We start from the raw sequence: 17,383 nt of genomic DNA on the forward strand, positions 1-17,383 counted from the left end.
TTACTCCCCCGTGCCGTTCTCATTCGCAAAATCTTGTGGAACGACGACGAGCAGCGGGCGCACCAACTGCTGGTGTGGCTTCATCGACTCGGCCATCAACCGCTCCTGCTCCACGGTTACGCGGCGCAACTTCAAGTCCTTGACCTGTATGAGTGCGTTGGCGTCTTCTTCCCACCGGTCGACGCGGCTCGACCAGCGCTCGATGCGTTGTTCAATGGAGGCAGCCGAGGCATCCGAGAATTGATCCGCGAGGGCACGGGCGGCGCGAACGGCCGGCCCAATGAGCCCTTGCAGGAGATCGACCGTGACCGGGCCATGATTGATGGCCTTTGCACCGCTAAACCCGATCATTTCAAGGGCCTCGTGGGAGGTACCGTGTGCAGTCGGCAGCACGAACTCCGGGTTTGACGGGTCGAGAATCTGCGCTGTGATGTACGAACTGGCGACCACCTGACCACGACGGTTTGTCAGCGTGGCGAACAGCAGCACGGTGGGCGCGTCAACGTCACCGCGCACGGCGAACACCTGGTTGCGGCCGAGGTTGGACAGGGCACGGTCACTGGCCCATTCCAACACCGGATGCAATGGGCCGAGGTAGTGCGCCTCGGGCCACAGCGACGTGCTGGCCTTGTTGTCCCGAGCATCCTGCAGCAGCGCCTTGCCTCGCTGAGGGGAGACGACCAGCTTGAGCTCGTCGATGACATTGCGATCACGTAGGTAGCTCTGCGGCAGCACCTCGAGGCGCTGGGCGAGGTCACGGGTTGGCGAGAGCGAGACCAAGCCGTGGTTCGGGTATTCGTGCCAGTTCGCACCGTTGTCGGCGACGGATGCTGCGGGAGTGGCGAAGGTCGCCTGAAGCGCTTCGCGGAGGAAAGCCGTGTCGTCGGCGAAGAGGCCGCTGCCGGCATCCGTCGCACCCGCTGTGGATGTGGTCGCCTGGGTCGGACCCTGGCCGGCGGCGAGTCGCGCCATGAGGGCGCCGATGCTGTCGCCGTTGTCGATCACGTGATCGGGAGTTGGCACCGCTTCATCGAGGTTCTTCTTGCCTGCGAGCACCTTGCGAATCTCGTCTTCTTCGACCTTGGCGTCGTACTTGCCCATGAGCGATGCGGCGTCGCCGAGGGCGTTGTGAGCTTCATGTTCGCGCTCGAGCACGCGCTGCAGCACGCGGATGTCGCCGGAGAAGTTGTCGTTTGAGGGGTCGAGCAGCAGGGTCGTGATTTGCGGGCGGTGCTTCTGGCCGTAGCGATCGATGCGGCCGTTGCGCTGCTCGATGCGGATGAGGCTCCACGGAATGTCGAAGTGAATCAGCTCGTGGCACTGGGAGTGCAGGTTGACACCCTCGGAGGCGACGTCGCCAGTGATGAGCACGCGGATCGGGGATGAGGACTGTTTGAAGCTCTCCACGATTTCCTGCTGCTCGACGTCGGTCAAGCCGCCGTGCAGGACCCTAATCTGGTCCTCCTTGAGCTTGAGGTCGGTGAGTAGCTGGGCGCGGAGCCAATGCAGAGTGACGACCCGTTCCGAGAAGATGACGGCGCGCTCAGTGCCCGTGCGGCTGACGCCTATCGACTTGAGGTATTCGACAAGCCTGGTGTACTTGGCCGAGGGCGCCGAGAGTGCGGCATCCGACAGCTCGCCGAGGTACTCGAGAGCTTCGCGCTCTCGGTCCTGTCTCCCGTTGGCAGAAGGGGTGACCTTCTTCAGCCGTTCCTTGACCGATTCCTTAAGCGCGGCGGGCGATGAGAGGAATGCCTTCGCGAGCGTCCAAGGGAAGAGGCCGCCGTTGTCACCGAAGTATGGGGAAGAACCGTTCTCGGGGTGCAGCCAGACGTTCGCGAGTTCGTCGGCTGCCGCGTTCTCGGCGGGCGAGGCGTCGACGAGGAAGTGCTGGGGCGGCATCCGCTCTGCCCAGTCGGCGCCCACCTCGCGGGCGACCTCTTCACTGTGGCGATGACGGCGGATTATTAAGCGCTTCACCTCAGACTCGATGATTTCGCCGTTAGGGGTCACAGCGGTTGGTTCGAGCAGGCGGATGAGTTCGGCGAAGGATTCCTTGTTGCCGTTGTGCGGAGTGGCACTCGCAAGGATCAAAGCCTCGGTATTCGGGGCGAGGACGCGGGCGAGACGGTTGTTGAGGGTCTTGCCGGTGATGTTGTGTGACTCGTCGATCACCACGGCATCCCACTTGTACTTCGCGAGGTGGGAGCGGTACTTCTCCTGCTTGAGCGTGTCGATCGAGATGATGGCGCGCTTGTAGAGACTGAATGGGTTGCGGGTGGCGGGGAGTTTTTGGCGCACGCGCTGGATACCGACGGAGTCGAGACGCACGAAGGGAAGCGCGAACCGAGTCCACATTTCGTGCTGCATCTGCTCGAGCACGTGGCGCGGGGTGACGATCAGGATGCGTTCGCCGCGACCTCGACGGACGAGCTCGGAGAGGATCATGCCAATTTCGAGTGTCTTGCCCAGGCCGACCGCGTCAGCAATGAGGATTCTCGGGCGCAGGTTTTCGGGGTCCAGGGCCTTACGCACGGCTGCCTGCTGGTAGGCGAGCGGGTCGGCGAGCATGCGTGTCGAGACGGTGAGCTCGGGAGCGTTGAGCGGCACCGGTGATTTTCGCAGGGTCGCTTCGAGCCAGAGCTTTGCGGTGCGGTAGCCCGCGGAGTCGTCGCCGACAACGACGGCCTGCTCGGGGTTGAGCGGAACGATTGTGTCGATGCCGCTGTAGAAGGCCGCGGTGGAGTCGCGGACGAGTTCGGAGAGGCCTTGGCAACGGATGAGGGTGCCGGAGGTCGTCTCCTCCGTGCTCGTGACCAACCATTCGGCGTCACGGACGATGACGATGGAGCCGGGAGCGACGGCGAGACCTGAGTGGTCCTTCGCGGATTCCTCGAGCGCGCCCGTAATACCCAACGTTGCTTGTGCCATCGCTGGCACCTCCGTTCCGACGCCCCCGTCGCTCAAGCGCAGATCAGAACCCGTGGTTCGGTGCGTTGTTATTCACTGTATCTGAGGCCTGTGGTGCGGGAGTCGACAGTGGTGCCACGTTCGGGGGTGATTGTCGTCGCCGGGCAGTTGAATCAGGTCTGCGCCACCACTCACCGCCAGTCCTCAAGCCCCGAGAGCGGGTGTCATACGCTGCAAACTTCGCAGCCGACGATCAGTAAGCTGACTTTCGGTACCAGGGCATATCCGTTCGGAGCATGCGGGTATCAGCGGGCTTCAATGTTGGGCCCGCGTTGTGCCAACGGGGGTGTGTTTCTGTGCTTGAGTCCGGTAGCTCTGATCCGATTCTGGTGAAGAAAGCAATCCAACTGTTCAGCTTTCTTGGCGGCGCACAGAGGCTGAAAGAGCGGCCGGTCTATCGGACCGAAAACTTCGAGAGCTGCTCCTGGTTCGATTCTTTCCCGTCCCACCCCGCAGTCAGCCTGCACGCACCCGACGAAGACTCTCCGAGCAACGGGATCATCGCATCGTTCATGCGCGTGCCACGTCTCGTCGCTCCTGAGCCAGGTGACGAGCTGGTGGAGTGGATAGAGGGCGCTAGCACGGACCCCGCCAGCCGTCCAGTGGTTCGCGAAACGATCTTCTCCAATTCATTCCCGAAGACCGACGACGAAACCCAGCCGGGTGCGCATGGCTCGAAGCCCGAGGACGACGTCGAATCAGAACCTGCAGAGTCATCGAACCGCAGCAGGACCCGCGAGATCAGTCTCAAAGACCATCCAGAGGTGGAGGCCCTTCTTGACGCCTGGGCTGCCGACTGGGACCTCTGGGCTGCGCAGGAATTGCGAAACCGCCCCGCCCGCGAGCTTTACGGCTCGATGTTCTCGACGATGGAAAAGGTCGGGAATCACGGAGACGAGTTCGAAGTCGTGCTCGGGATGGCCTGCCTGGCTTGGGCCCCTGAGGAACACGAGCCCGTCAACCGGCACCTACTCACCGCCCCCGTCAGGTTCGAGTGCGACGACGAGACCGGTGAAATCGTCGTTGTCCATGACGATTCGCGCGACCCCCTCGCCGTCGAGGTTGACATGCTCGACGCACGACTCATCACCAATCCCGAATCCATCGACGAAGTGAAGTCGCTCGCGCGAGCCTTCGACGGGCATCCGCTAGATCGCAGCGCGGTCGCCGCGATCGCTCGACGGCTCGTCCACCGCCTTGACGCAGAGGCGGAATATGACGAGGAGGCGTTCGCTCGACCCCGGAGCGAGACGCCTAAGGCGGCATTCGCCCCGGCAATCGTTCTACGCAAGCGTTCTCAGCGCGGCATTGTCGATATCTACGAACGGATCGTCGCCCACCTCGCCGAATCAGGGCAGGTTCCCGATGGCGTCCTTCCCTTGATTGACCCGAATCATCGGCCGGCGGCCTCTCCCGATGTCTCCGAGGGTGCCGTCGTTTCGCTGGGCACCGACATCTACTTGCCGTTGCCGGTCAATGAGAAGCAACGCCAGGTCATTGAGCACGTCGATCGATTCGCTCAAACATTGGTTCAGGGCCCGCCCGGCACGGGAAAGACCCACACAGCCGCCGCACTGGTGTCGCATCTCCTTGCCCAGGGCAAGAGGGTCCTGATCACTGCTCAAACAGATCAGGCTCTCAAGGAGGTGCGAGACAAACTCCCCCACGACATCCGGCCGCTCGCGGTTTCTGTTATCGGTCAGTCTCGATCTGACATGTCCGATCTGAAGGTGGCCGTCGAGCGCATTTCGACGAATGCGTCTGAACATGACCCGCATGCTTCCACGAAACGAATTGAGGCCCTGGCCCGCGACATCGACGTCCTCTATCGAAAGCGCGCCAGCGCATACTCAGAAATGGTCAAGGCCCGCGTAGCGGAGGTGACTCCGCACGAGCATGCCAGTTATGAAGGAACCCTGGCTGCAATGGCTCGGCAGCACCAAGCCGCTGAGCCAGTGCATGGCTGGATTAGGGCGTATGAGCTTCTTGACGCCGAGACATCCGCGCCGCTCTCGAATGAATCGGCATTGACATGGCTCCGCCTTCTTAACGATGACGAGCTAATGGGCGATGAGGAAGAATCTCAGCTCCAACTCATCAGCATCTCGGATATCCCCGATGCCGAGACCTTCGGTGCGCAAACGCAGCTCGAACGAGACGCGGCGAGTCGTGCACAGTTACATGAGCACCTGGTTGCACACGTCGCGTTTCAGGCCGTGAGCGAACTCCCAGGAGGTACTCGAACCGAGCTTCAGGACCGAATGCGTCAGATCTCAAGCGTCGCTCAGTCCCTAGAAAGCCGTCGCGAGAGCTGGATGATCGAGGCTCTGACCGACGTTCGAACGGGACGGGCCTCCATCTGGGATGCTCGCGCACGCGAAGTCGAGCAGCTCCTGGCCAAGATGATGCCGCTACTCACCGAACTTGGAGCGACGTCGCAGATCCAAGTCAGCAGCGGCGAGCACGCGATCTTTAAGGGACAGGCATTGAGTCTGCTCGCGTATCTGGTAGACGGAGGCAAGATCAAGACCCAGCCCGATGGAACTCCTAAGATCGGCGCTTTCACGGGCAAGGCGATCAAGAACGCCGAAGCATTCTTCTCTGCAGTGCGGGTGGACGGGCTCCCTGCAACAACCCCCGCGACAATTCAGCTATTTCTGACGTGGGTTGAGGCCGACAGGACGATCGATGCGCTCGATCGAGCCTGGCCAGCCAATATCGTCATTCCACCTGAAGACACGCTGCGGGAACGAGCGCAATGGCATCAGACCGAGCTTGAGCAGTTGCGAAAGGTCCTGGCCCTTGGCCGGCGGCTCGAGATAGACGCTCGTTGGCTCGATGAACTTGAAATACCGGTGCCCAACTGGACAGACCTCGGAGAGATCAAGACCTACGCTGTCATGGTTGAGGCCGCTGCCGCGGGCGAAGACTGGGTCGGTGCCACACTGCCGATTAGGGAGCTTGAGTCCCGGATCGAAGCAGTCACTCGGCTGGGAACTTCAGCGCCTGCAGTCCAGACCCTGCTTGAAGCCGTGCGCACCCGCAACGTAAGCCTGTATTCGGCGACTCACAACCGCTTGGATCGGCTGCACCTCGCCCATCACCTCGTGCAAACACGGGATGACCTAGGGCAGCAAGTTCGGGAAGCCGCCCCGGAGCTCTTCCATGCTGTGACTGCGAGCCGGGCAGCTCCCGAATGGCGCACGCAGTTCGGCTCTTTTTCCGAAGCTTGGGACTGGATGACGACGGGGACCTGGATTATCAACCAGGACTCCACAGATGTCAACGTGCTTCAAACCCAGATGAATCTGCTCGATGGCCGCATCAGTCGCAAAGTCGAAGCCCTCGCAGGCGAGCGAGCCTGGAACCACGCAGTCTCCAGTGACCGGATTGACGGTAGCTCCAGGGCAGCGCTCACGCAGTATGCGCAGCTCGTGCAGCGCTTGGGCAAGGGGACGGGCAAGTACGCCGACGCGCGTCGCAAGGAGATCCGCGACGCCATGGATCGCTGCCGGTCCTCTGTGCCGGTATGGATCATGCCTACCTATCGCATAGCAGAACAGCTGCGCGTGGAGCCGAACATGTTCGACGTCGTCATTGTGGACGAGGCCTCGCAGGCCGGGCTGGATGCCACCTTCCTTCAGTTTCTCGCGCCTCGAATGGTCGTCATCGGTGATGACAAGCAGGTTTCACCAACGGCGGTCGGTGTTGATCAGCAGAAACTGCGCGATCTCGCCCACCAGTACATCGCCGGTGACCCGTACATCGCCTCCTGGCAGGACCCTCAACGGAGCCTGTTCGATGAGGCGAAGATGCGTTTCGGGGGGCTCATCACCCTCGTAGAGCACCGCCGATGCGTCCCCGAAATCATTGGGTTCTCCAACCGCATCGCCTACGAACCGGATGGCATCCGTCTAATCCCTGTGCGACAGTACGGAGCAGACCGCCTCGAACCGATCAAACCAGTTCACGTGACCGACGGCTACGAGCAGGGCAAGATCAATCCCGCTGAAGCAGAGGCCATCGTCGAGCAGATCGTCGCGTGCATCGCTGATAACCGCTATGACGGCAAGTCCTTCGGGGTTATCTCTCTGCTGGGCAAGGACCAGTCGAACTACATCAGCAACCTCCTGCTGGATCGAATCGGGCCGGACGAATGGTTCAGCCGCGATCTTCGTTGCGGCGACGCCCCCGATTTCCAGGGGTCTGAGCGGGACGTGATGTTCCTGTCGATGGTCAAGGCGCCGATGGCCGATAAGCGAATAGGTGCGCTCACCCAAGACATGTTCGTGCAGCGATTCAACGTCGCGGCCTCCCGCGCGAAGGATCAGCTGTGGGTGTTCCACTCGATGAGTCTTAGTGACCTTGGGAACCCCGAAGACATGCGATTCGCGCTACTCGACTACTGCTACGGAGTCGTTGGCCGAAGCAACTATTCGGATGAGCTGGCACGGAGCGAGGTGGTTCCTGAGGATCTCATCGTCGAGCCCTTTGACTCGCTATTCGAACAACGGGTGTTCAACCGTCTGATCGACCGCGGCCTCACGGTGATCCCGCAGTTCGACTCGAACGGATACCGCATCGACCTTGTCGTGGTCGGGGGTAAGAGCCGCCTTGCCATCGAATGTGACGGAGACCATTGGCATGGCCCCGAACAGTACGAGAAAGACCTGGCGCGTCAGCGCGACCTGGAAAGATGCGGCTGGACATTCTTCCGCATCAGGGAGTCCAGTTTTTACGTCGACACAAACGCAGTTCTCACCAAGCTTTGGGCCAAGCTTGAGGAGATGGGCATCAGACCCTCATCGTGGGTTGAAGAAATCAAACGCACCTCCGTCGAGATCGACTCAAACCCCCACGTACTTACCATTGGTGGAGTCTCGGCAAGCGAGGTGACCGACGACTCTGACGCACCTGAATCCGGCGCAATTGAACGAGTCGCATCCAGCGAGCTGACCATCGCCGAGATATTGGCAGTCGCCGCAGCCTGGCCCGAGGACGAGGCGGACGAGCTACCGTCGACAAGCGCTCGAACGCGAAGAAGAGATCAGCGGCGCGCTCCATCATCCGCCATCCCGGCTGCCGAACTTGAACCAGTCCCCTTTGAAACAGATGACGGAGGAATGGTGATCGCCGAGGTCGTTGATGGAGACACCGATCTGCCCACAACGGCACCCGAATCGGATGTACAGGTCGAGACCGAGGTATCTCACGCTGGCGACGAGCCCACCGCAGTGAGTGATCCGGCCTCTACTCAGACCGGTCATTTCGATCTCGACGGCCAACTCCCCCCGTACGCCATCTTCACCGGCAAACTCACACCCGCATCAACAGCGACATCCAGTGAGCTCCTAGCCGGGATTCTCGAGATCGTTGCGCTGGAAGGTCCGATTGTGGGCCATCGGCTCCACGAAGTCTATGTAAAGGCATCGGGTGGCCAGCGTGTGGGGCGGGAGACATCGCGCATTCTGAACAGCGCGATCTCACGGGCCGTGGCCACGAAACAGCTAGTTGCAGACAATCCTCTGGCGGACTCTGGCATGAAGCCGAAGACCTTCCGACTGCCTCACCAACCCGAAGTCCGGCTCCGCCACGTAGGACCGCGCTCCCTCGAGCATATTCCGCCGACCGAGCTCGCGACCCTGATGGAGGCCCTCCGAAAGCGACACGACCACGGCCAGGAAGCACTTATGCGGGCGACGCTGGACGCAGTTGGTCTGAAGTACATGACCTCCGGAGTCCGGGAAAAGCTCCTGGGGGTCCAGAACCTGTTGAGCTCAGCGCACTAGTCATCAGCCCGGTCGTAACCGAACAGGCATCGTGGTGGTACGTTATCCGAGGCCCAGGCAGGGCCACGACAATCTTCGATCGAAGGCGGGTGAGTAGCCATGGCTGGTGATAGTCCGCGCTCCACTCCCTTCCGCGGTTGTCGTTTTCGCCCTGACCTTCTAGGCAGGGTGTCGCGCCGGGGGTGGCGCGCTACTGAACCTCCTTTGCGAGGTGGCCTTTGGTGTGCCGTCGATTCCTGACGCGCCCTCGGCTGCCTCAGGCTTGCTCACGCGCTCTCGTCGACCGAACGACGGAGTAGGACCATGGCACTCATCGACAACGGCATCTACGTGACCGGGCAGCGCACCTCCAGCCCACAGAGCCTCGACGAGACGTACCAGCAGTTACGCGAAAGCGAGGGCATGGCGTGGATCGGCCTGTACCGGCCCGATGCAGTTGAGATCCGCGGCGTTGCCGATGAGTTTTCGCTGCATCCGCTGGCCGTGGAAGACGCGCTCAAGGGCCACCAGCGGGCCAAGCTGGAGCGGTTCGGCGATACCCTCTTCGTGGTGCTGCGGCCGGCCTGGTACCTCGACGCCGAGGAGCGGGTGCAGTTTGGCGAGGTGAACGTGTTCATCGGGCCGGGCTTCGTGGTCACCGTGCGGCACGCCGAGAACCCCGACCTGGCCAACGTGCGCCGGCGGATGGAATCGAATCCGGCGCTGCTCGCCCTCGGTCCTGAAGCGGTGCTGCACGCCGTGCTGGACGAGGTCGTGGACGCGTACGCACCGGTGGTGGCCGGGCTGGAGAACGACATCGATGAGATCGAGAACCAGCTCTTTGGCGGCGACCCGTCGGTGTCGCGGCGCATCTACGAGCTGCTCAGCGAAGTGATCGACTTCCAGCGCGCCACCGGGCCGCTGCGCGGCATGCTCGAGGGACTGCTGCGCGGCTCGGAAAAGTACCAGGTGGCTGGTGAACTGCAGAGCTCGTTCCGGGACGTGCTCGACCACGTGCTGCGGGTCACCGAACACGCCGCCTCATTCCGGGCGCTGCTGGAAAACGCACTCACCGTGCACGCCACCCTGGTGACCCAGCAGCAGAACGACGAGATGCGCCGCCTCTCCGAGGCCGGCCTGGCGCAGAACGAGGAGACCCGGCGACTGTCGGAGGTGGGCCTGGCGCAGAACGAAGAGGTGAAGAAGATCTCCTCCTGGGCCGCGATCCTGTTCGCGCCGACACTGGTGGGCACGATCTACGGGATGAACTTCGACACCATGCCGGAGCTGCACTGGCAGTTCGGGTACCCGGTGGCGGTCGCGGCGATGGGGCTGATGGGGTTGGGGCTGTGGGGAATTTTCAAGCGGCGGAAGTGGCTGTAGCGCGGCAACGACCCGTCGTGGTTCTCACTGCACTCGAGTCTCGCTGACGGACGGGCACCCCGACCTGAGTCAGGGCGCCCGTGCGACCGCCATCGCCGGCGCGGCCGACACGAGGGCAGCGACCATGGCGACGGCCAGGGTGGAAGCAGTTGCCCATCGTCGGAAACGGCGGGGTGGTCGTGGAGCGCTGGCTAACGACGTTGTCATCATGTGGTCCTTCTCTGGAGGGATGCAGGCACGCCCGCCTGATTTACATCGATGTAAATCAGCAAGGCCGAACATAGAACACCGCCGCGGCCGGTGTCAAGGATTCCGTTCCGACACGTAAGTACAGTTGCTCCCGCATGAGCAAGCCCCGGTGAGGTACCGTCGAGGTGATATTCAGAACACAGCGCGTGGGGAATGGGGCAGCGGTGAGAGGCAACGGTTCGCCCGCGACGATGCAGGATGTCGCCCGCCTCGCCGGGGTCTCCGTCAAGACCGTCTCCAATGTGCTGTCAGGCTACGAGCACGTCAGCACCCGCATGCACGACAGGGTCATGAGCGCCGTGACCGAGCTGGACTACGAGATCAACATCTCGGCCCGCAACTTGCGGTCGGGGCGCACCAAGGTGATCGGGCTCGCCGTTCCCGAGCTCAGCCAGGCCTACTTCGCCGAACTCGCGGATGCCGTCATCCGCGCCGCCAAGGCCCACGACTACACCGTGCTCATCGAGCAGACCAGCACAGACAATGACGAGATCGCCACGGTCGCCGCAATGCGCCGCCATGCCATCGACGGCCTCATCTTCAGCCCCATCGCGCTGGGCCCCGGCGACGTCAGCGGCCTGTCCGTGGACTTCCCGGTGGTCGTCTTGGGCGACTGGGTCGAGGGCAGCCCTGCCGACCACATCACCCTCCCGAACACCGCCGCGATCCGCACCGCCACCGAGCACCTGCTCGACCTGGGGCGCCACCGCATCGCCGTCGTCGGCGCGCATCCGGAAGGGCCGGTCGGCACCAGCGCCCTCCGGTTCAAGGGTTATGCGGAGGCGCTCACTGCCCGGGGACTCGAGATCTTGCCCGAGCTGGTCGCCGATGTGCCGCTTTGGCACCGCGCCGATGGCGCTGCTGCCGTTACGCAGTTGCTGGCCGCCGGCACGGATTTCGACGGGGTCGTCTGTTTCAACGACGCGCTCGCCCTTGGCGCCATGAGCGCCTTGCAGCTTGCCGGCCTGCACGTTCCCCAGGACGTCGCCGTAGTGGGCTTCGACGACATCGAAGACGCGCGCTTTTCCAGCCCGGCACTCACCACCATCTCCCCCGGCCGCGAGGAACTGGCCCGCCTGGCCGTCGACCGGGTGCTCGCGCGCATCGAAGCCGGCGACGACGCCGCAGAATCGGTGCACGTGGAGGTCGGCTATTCGCTCGAGGTGCGCGCGTCCACGGTCCCTATCTCTGCAAAGCCAGCCCCTGCCACCATGGAGACCCTGCTCCACGACTAAGCCGGCCGATGCGCCCTTTTGCCACCGCGGTGTTGACAGCACCCAAATGATGCCGTACCTTCAAATTTACATCGATGTAAATTGCGTCGAATACCCATTTCTAGTGGCTTCCCGACAGCGTTGTGGGAAGCAGATAGCAGGTACCCAGTGAAGAAGCTGATGGCCGCCTTTGCGGCTTCCGCCGTCGTCGTTTCCGGCCTGTCCGGCTGCGCCGCCGCTACCCCCGCCGCCAGCGACGGGCCCGTCGCCCTGACCTTCTGGCACGGCTACACCGAGGCCGACGGCGACGTGCTCAACGGCATCGTGGAGGACTTCAACGCGTCGCAGGACGACGTGGTGGTCACCACCCAGACCAAGACCTGGGCGGTCATCGACGACACCCTCCTCACGGCGCTGTCGTCGGGCGAAGGCCCCCAGATCGTCGCCATGCCCGCCGAGCGCCTCCCGGTCTACGCATCCAAGAAGGCCCTGGTCAACCTCGATGACTTCTACGCGGCTGACACGAGCAACACGGCGGAGCTGAATGCCGAGGCCGTTGCGATGGAAACCGTCGACGGCTCCAAGTACGGCGTCCCGACCGGTTTCGTGCCGCTGTCGGTCTTCTACGACAAGGACAAGCTGGCCGCGGCCGGCGTCACGACGTTCCCGACCACCTGGGACGACTGGGTCGCCGCGGCGAAGGCCACCACCATCGACGCGGACGGTGACGGCACGCCCGAACAGTACGGCATGGCGCTGCCCGACCACGGCACCGTCGGCAATGGCGTCTGGGCGAGCCTCTTTGAGGGCGGCGGCGGCTCGATCACGAACGACGACGGCACCAAGGCCACCGTGGACTCGGCCGCCAACGTCGACACCCTCACCTACTGGGCCGACGCCGTGCAGCAGGATTTGATCTCCCCCACCGGTCTGGATGGCATCGACGCCGACGCCCTCTTCACCTCGGGCAAGGCTGTCATGCACATCGGCGGCCCCTGGATGACGGGTCTCGCCACCGACGCCGGCATCAACTACGGCATCGCGGCCATTCCGGCCGGCCCCGACGCTCAGGCCGCGTCGGCGATCGGTGTCTCCATGGCCGTCACCGCTCAGGCGACGGACGCCGAACAAGCCGCCGCGCAGGACTTCCTGGCTTACTTCAACAAGAAGGATGTGGCCACAGCATGGTCGCTCGGTTCCGGCTGGCCGGCGCTGCGCACCGACGTGACCGCGGAAGACGTCAGCGCGAACGCCACCGTCGCCGCCCTCACCGAAATCTCTGACACCAGCCGGGCGCTTCTGCCCGGCGTCGTGAACAGCACCGACGCGCTGACCGCCGTGGACGAGGCCACCCAGAAGGCACTTGCCGGCGGTGACCCTGCCGAGCTGCTCGCCGCCGCACAGGCATCCGTGCAGCAGGCGCTGGACAACTGAGCCGGAATCCGATGACGACTTCATCCCTCCAACGACGCCGACCGTGGCGCCCGCCCGGTCAGCTCGGCGGCAGACGACCGCTGAACGACGGCTTCCGCCGGCGGGCCGTCGTCGTCGGGTTCCTGGCCCCGGCCCTGATCCTCCTCACGGCCTTCGTGGGCTGGCCGATGTTCTCGGCCCTCCGGCTCTCCTTCACCGACGCCAGCGGATTCGGGCAGGAAACTTGGGTGGGCCTGGAGAATTATGCGCGGGTCTTCACCGATCCGAGCATCCTGCAGTCGATCGGGAACACCGCGTTGTACGCCGTGTTGTTCACGCCCGTCGCCCTGATCGTGGCGCTGGTGCTCGCCCTCGCAGTCAACAGTCCCCAGCTGCCGTTCCGCGGATTCTTCCGCACCACCCTGTTCCTTCCGTTCATCGTGTCGCTGGCCGTCGCGGCGTTCGCCTGGTCGTACCTGCTCGACCCGCAGATCGGGCTGTTGAACTATTGGTTGCAGGCCGTCGGTATTCGGATCGGTAACGTGCTGGAGGACCCGGCGCTGGCCATGCCGACCGTGGTGCTCGTGGCCGTGTGGAAGAGTTTCGGCTTCTACATGGTGATCTTCCTGGCAGGCCTGCAAGACATCCCTAAGAGCCTGTACGAGGCGGCATCGCTCGACGGCGCGAACGGGTGGCGCCGGTTCACGAACGTGACCTTCCCGATGCTCAGCAACACGATGGCGTTCGTGGTGGTGATCGCGCTGATCGCCGCGCTGCAGGCATTCGACCAGATCTATGTACTCACCGGAGGCGGCCCGTACCGGAGCACCCAGACGATCGTGATGGAGATCTACCAGTCCGGGTTCAAGGACCTCGAACTCGGCTTCGCCTCCGCGCTGTCCTACGTCCTGCTGGTGGCAACTCTGCTCCTCAGCCTCGTGCAGTTCCTATTCTTCGGTCGGCGTGGAGAGGACACCAGCTCATGACCAGCACCCTCAGCCGGGCGGCGCTCCCGACCCCGGCATCCACCCGCACCGCTCGCCGACGCCCACCACGGATCAGCCTGACCCAGGCGCTCTACTTCGTCGGTTTCCTGGTCGTGACTGCGGCGATCATGCTGCCCGTCATCATCATTGTGTTGACCGCGTTCAAGCCGGCCTCCGAAGTCAACGCCTTCCCACCCACGCTCACCCCGACCCAGTGGACGCTCGACAACTTTCGGGCGATCTTCTCCGAGCTGCCATTCGCGCGGCTGATCGGCAACAGCTTCGTCTTCGCCGGCGGGGTCACCCTGTTCGCCCTGGTGTTCGACTCGCTCGCCGCCTACGCGTTAGCCCGGCTGGATTTCCGTGGCAGCAAGGTGCTGTTGATCGTCATCATCGCCAGCCTGATGATCCCGTTTCAGGCGACGCTGATCCCGATCTACCAGCTGGTCTCCGACCTGGGCTGGGTGAACACCTTTGCTGGGCTGATCCTGCCGCGGGCGGCCGACGCGTTTGGTATCTTCTTCCTCCGGCAGTTCTTCCTGTCCCTCCCGCGGGACCTCGACAATGCCGCCCGGATCGACGGCGCCTCCGAGTTTCGGGTGTTCTGGAGCGTGGTGCTGCCCAACGCCATCCCGGCGCTGCTCACGCTGGGCATCTTCACCTTCGTCAACAACTGGAACGACCTGCTCTGGCCGTTGGTGTTCACCACAGAATCGGACCACGGCACCATCACGTCGGGCCTGACCCTGTTGACCGGGCCCGGCGGCATCATCCCCCAGGGCGTGATGATGGCCGGCGCCCTCATCGCCGTGCTGCCGCTCGCAATCCTCTTCCTGCTGGTTCAGCGGCGCTTCATTGAGAGCGTCGCGAGCAGCGGCCTGAAATAGGCCGCCGCTATCCACTGACCACCATCACCACCGAATCGAGCAACATGACCTGGTTTGACGACGGCCGACTGCACTTCGCGGTCGGCATCGAGGACACCTTCGTGCCGCAGGCCCGCCTGGGCGAGCGCGCCATTGACGAATACGAGCTCACCGAGCACTACGCGCAGTACGCCGGCGACCTGCAGTTGGCCAGCGACGTGGGCGCCGAGATGGTGCGCTGGGGGGTGCCGTGGCATCGGGTGGCCGCCGAACGAGGCCGATGGGACTGGTCGTGGGTGGACGGCGTGATGGCGCGGTATGCCGAGCTGGGGCTGCGCCCGGTGATCGATCTGCTGCACTACGGCACGCCTCTCTGGCTCGAGGGCCAGTTCTCCCACCCGGACTATCCCGACCACGTCACCGAGTATGCACAGCGGTTCGCCGAACGGTACGGCGACGTCGCCACCGATTACACGCCGGTCAACGAGCCCGTCATCCACGCCCTGTTCTCTGGCGAGTACGCGTACTGGCCGCCCTATCTCTCGGGCCCGACCGGCATGGTGAGCATCGCCACCGCCCTCGCTGAGGGGTTCGTGAAGACTCAGCACGCGATTGCGTCGGTGCTTGGTGACCGGGCCACCTTTGTGCACGTTGATGCGGGCATCCGGTACTCGGGCGCCCTGGATGCCCCCGAGCACGCGGACACCGTCACGCGGCTTCGGCACCAGGGATTCCTCGTCGAGGATCTCGTCACCGGCGCCGTCGGACCGGACCACCCGCTGCTGGGCCAGCTGGAACGGGGCGGCGCCGACGACTCTCTCCTCGACTGGTTCCGGGCGCATCCGGTTCGGCCCGATGTCATGGGCGTCAATTACTACCCGCTGCACTCCACCGAGGTGTTCGAGGCGGGCATCCATCACGGCGGCGGTTTCGCCGATCCTCGCCCCTATGAAGACACCGGCACGGAGGGCCTGAAAGACGTACTCACCACCTGGGCCGACCGGTATGGCGCACCCGTGATGCTCACGGAGACGAGCGTGACCGGCACGGTCGATGAACGGCGTCGATGGCTCGATGCCTCGGTCGGCGCGCTCCACGAGCTCAAGGCCGACGGCGTCAACGTTGTGGGGTACACCTGGTGGCCGCTGTTCGATATGTACGAATGGACCTGGCGCCACACCGAGGCACCCCGGGCAGACCACCTGCTGACGATGGGTCTGCATGACCTGGTGGAAACACCGTCGGGGAGCCTGGCCCGTCGACGCAATCCCGTGGCTGATACCTTTCAGCGGCACGCGACGCAGGCTCGGCTGGCGCCCGCTGCGATGGTTGAGGATTCGGCTGACGTCGTCGCCTGACACCGGCAACAGACACGTCACCTCGACCAGGGCCGTGGGTACCCACACTGGGGGTTAGCGGATGCGCCCCGTGCGCTCATACGCTCCAATCTGCGTCGTGTCGGCGCGCCCACGCGACGGGAATCCCTTGGACTCTGCCTTTAGCCGGTTGGTACCGAGACCCAGAAGATGGCGCGCTGCTGCGCTGGTGGACAGGCGCTGAGCGGTCAGATCAGCGGCGCACCGCCGAACCCATGCCGGTACCGCCGCCTGCCTACCACCCGGAACGTGGTGAGAGTGGCGAGACCGACGGCACAATCGACGCGTTCGCCTCTGTGGAGATGACCGTCATGAAGAGCGGCACCCTCACCATCATTAAGGCGAGCGTTGCCGACTACGAGCTGGACTCGAACGGAGACTGGATCGGCTTCTAACCCTGTAAGAGCCGGGATGCTGCGGCTTGGTCGAGCCCCCGGGCGCACGGCCCTGTTCTGAGTGAAGAGGGCGCGGAGCATCCTAGGCTCAGAGGTATGGCACCCGAGATCAGAGCCGCGTATGCCCGCCGTGCGGCGGAGTATGCGGAGCACCTGGGCTCGATCACGTCGGTGCATCCAGCGGACCTGCAGCTTGTCACCGGGTGGGCAGATCGGCTCGACGGGCCACTGATCGATGCCGGCTGCGGCCCGGGGCAGTGGACCGGGCAGCTCGCCGAGCGTGGGGTGAGGATTCGAGGTGTCGACCTGGTGCCGGGCTTCATCGACCACGCCCGACAGGCCTATCCGGAAGTGTCTTTCGCGATCGGCGACATCGGTGCGCTGCCGGAACCACCCGGCACGGTTGCGGGCGTCCTCGCCTGGTACTCCCTCATTCACCACGAGCCGAAATCACTCCGGGATGCGCTTTCCGAGTTCGCGCGTGTGCTGCGCCCGGGCGGCGAGCTTCTGCTCGGCTTCTTCGAGGGCCCGGTGGTCGAACCGTTCGAGCACGCGATCACGACGGCGTATCGATGGCCCGTAGCGGCCCTGAGCGACGAACTCCGCGCCGCTCACTACGACATCATCGAGACCCACACCCGCACCGGTCCCGGGCACCGGCCTCACGGCGCACTCCGCGCCTGCCTCTCCGCCAGAGCGGATGCCGCGAGAGCGTTGCCAGCCACCAGTCAGTTGGAGAGTAGGCGGTAGGGGCCTATGGGAG

Annotated in this window: 10 protein-coding genes; 9 read left to right on the forward strand and 1 reads right to left on the reverse strand. The window is 63.9% G+C overall.

Features of this window, described 5'->3' with window-relative positions; genetic code table 11:
* On the reverse strand, positions 1–2,931 hold the full coding sequence (locus E3T22_RS03395) for a helicase-related protein (RefSeq protein WP_134480338.1): 2,931 nt from the start codon (positions 2,929–2,931) through the stop codon (positions 1–3).
* A 335-nt stretch (positions 2,932–3,266) separates the two neighbouring features.
* On the opposite strand from E3T22_RS03395, the gene E3T22_RS03400 reads away from it, so the two are divergent.
* The 9 genes from E3T22_RS03400 to E3T22_RS03440 all read left to right on the forward strand — a co-directional run bounded on the left by E3T22_RS03400 (position 3,267) and on the right by E3T22_RS03440 (position 17,370).
* Positions 3,267–8,759 (forward strand): AAA domain-containing protein, encoded by a 5,493-nt coding sequence (locus tag E3T22_RS03400; protein WP_166789254.1) that lies wholly within the window; start codon positions 3,267–3,269, stop codon positions 8,757–8,759.
* Positions 8,760–9,062: 303 nt separating this feature from the next.
* On the forward strand, positions 9,063–10,121 hold the full coding sequence (locus E3T22_RS03405) for a magnesium and cobalt transport protein CorA (RefSeq protein ID WP_134480340.1): 1,059 nt from the start codon (positions 9,063–9,065) through the stop codon (positions 10,119–10,121).
* Between the two features lie 413 nt (positions 10,122–10,534).
* Positions 10,535–11,605, forward strand: coding sequence for a LacI family DNA-binding transcriptional regulator (locus E3T22_RS03410; RefSeq protein ID WP_241983579.1), 1,071 nt, complete (start codon positions 10,535–10,537; stop codon positions 11,603–11,605).
* Between the two features lie 147 nt (positions 11,606–11,752).
* Complete coding sequence (locus tag E3T22_RS03415; RefSeq protein WP_134480341.1) at positions 11,753–13,018, forward strand: ABC transporter substrate-binding protein; 1,266 nt, start codon at positions 11,753–11,755, stop codon at positions 13,016–13,018.
* Positions 13,019–13,029: 11 nt separating this feature from the next.
* Positions 13,030–13,983: a carbohydrate ABC transporter permease gene (locus tag E3T22_RS03420; protein WP_134480342.1), complete on the forward strand. Its 954-nt coding sequence runs from the start codon at positions 13,030–13,032 to the stop codon at positions 13,981–13,983.
* Entirely contained in the window at positions 13,980–14,870 is an 891-nt protein-coding gene (locus tag E3T22_RS03425) for a carbohydrate ABC transporter permease (protein ID WP_134480343.1), read from the forward strand. The genes E3T22_RS03420 and E3T22_RS03425 overlap by 4 nt, the downstream gene beginning before the upstream one ends.
* A gap of 44 nt (positions 14,871–14,914) precedes the next feature.
* Positions 14,915–16,207, forward strand: a complete 1,293-nt coding sequence (locus E3T22_RS03430) for a family 1 glycosylhydrolase (protein ID WP_134480344.1) — start codon at positions 14,915–14,917, stop codon at positions 16,205–16,207.
* Positions 16,208–16,440: 233 nt separating this feature from the next.
* A complete protein-coding gene (locus E3T22_RS19315; RefSeq protein ID WP_241983580.1) occupies positions 16,441–16,620 on the forward strand; it encodes a hypothetical protein in 180 nt (59 codons plus the stop codon).
* Between the two features lie 96 nt (positions 16,621–16,716).
* Positions 16,717–17,370 (forward strand): class I SAM-dependent methyltransferase, encoded by a 654-nt coding sequence (locus tag E3T22_RS03440; protein ID WP_134480345.1) that lies wholly within the window; start codon positions 16,717–16,719, stop codon positions 17,368–17,370.
* Positions 17,371–17,383 lie beyond the last annotated feature (13 nt).

The organism is Cryobacterium sp. TMB3-10 (assembly GCF_004402305.1).
GTDB classification, from domain to species: Bacteria; Actinomycetota; Actinomycetes; order Actinomycetales; family Microbacteriaceae; genus Cryobacterium; species Cryobacterium zongtaii.

What these genes read in the sequence shown, in the direction of transcription:
- E3T22_RS03430 (WP_134480344.1), top strand. Translation starts at nt 14,915, where the DNA reads ATGACCTGGTTTGACGACGGCCGACTGCACTTCGCGGTCGGCATCGAG.
- E3T22_RS03395 (WP_134480338.1), bottom strand. Translation starts at nt 2,931, where the DNA reads ATGGCACAAGCAACGTTGGGTATTACGGGCGCGCTCGAGGAATCCGCG.
- E3T22_RS03425 (WP_134480343.1), top strand. Translation starts at nt 13,980, where the DNA reads ATGACCAGCACCCTCAGCCGGGCGGCGCTCCCGACCCCGGCATCCACC.
- E3T22_RS03405 (WP_134480340.1), top strand. Translation starts at nt 9,063, where the DNA reads ATGGCACTCATCGACAACGGCATCTACGTGACCGGGCAGCGCACCTCC.
- E3T22_RS03420 (WP_134480342.1), top strand. Translation starts at nt 13,030, where the DNA reads ATGACGACTTCATCCCTCCAACGACGCCGACCGTGGCGCCCGCCCGGT.
- E3T22_RS19315 (WP_241983580.1), top strand. Translation starts at nt 16,441, where the DNA reads ATGCCGGTACCGCCGCCTGCCTACCACCCGGAACGTGGTGAGAGTGGC.
- E3T22_RS03440 (WP_134480345.1), top strand. Translation starts at nt 16,717, where the DNA reads ATGGCACCCGAGATCAGAGCCGCGTATGCCCGCCGTGCGGCGGAGTAT.